The organism is Staphylococcus sp. EG-SA-17 (assembly GCF_017151845.1).
In the GTDB taxonomy this organism is placed as follows: domain Bacteria; phylum Bacillota; class Bacilli; order Staphylococcales; family Staphylococcaceae; genus Staphylococcus; species Staphylococcus aureus.
Genome location: NZ_JACVZO010000178.1, coordinates 1 through 245, shown reverse-complemented (window position 1 = coordinate 245; position 245 = coordinate 1). Strand labels below are relative to the sequence as shown.

Here is a 245-nt window from a genome sequence, read left to right as displayed (position 1 = left end):
AGACGCATCATCCACACCGGCATTATTAAACAACACATCGATTCTTCCAAACTGTTCCTTTATGTCAGACACAAAGTCTACCACTTGTTGTTCATCTGAAATATCCACATTATACGCCTTCGCATTGACGGTGGTGTTATGGCTTACACATGGCCTGGCGAGATGTTGAGTGATGATTCGTGGAAGCGGACATTGGAATAATTGTTTTAAAATCGATATCCAGTGGAAAATAATTTGGCATGAAG

The 245-nt window shown here is 40.8% G+C and carries 1 pseudogene; it reads right to left on the bottom strand.

Going from position 1 to position 245, the window contains the following annotated elements:
* Positions 1-126 (bottom strand): annotated as a pseudogene (locus tag IDG65_RS14650) (SDR family NAD(P)-dependent oxidoreductase); the annotation flags it as partial.
* Between the last annotated feature and the right edge of the window lie 119 nt (positions 127-245).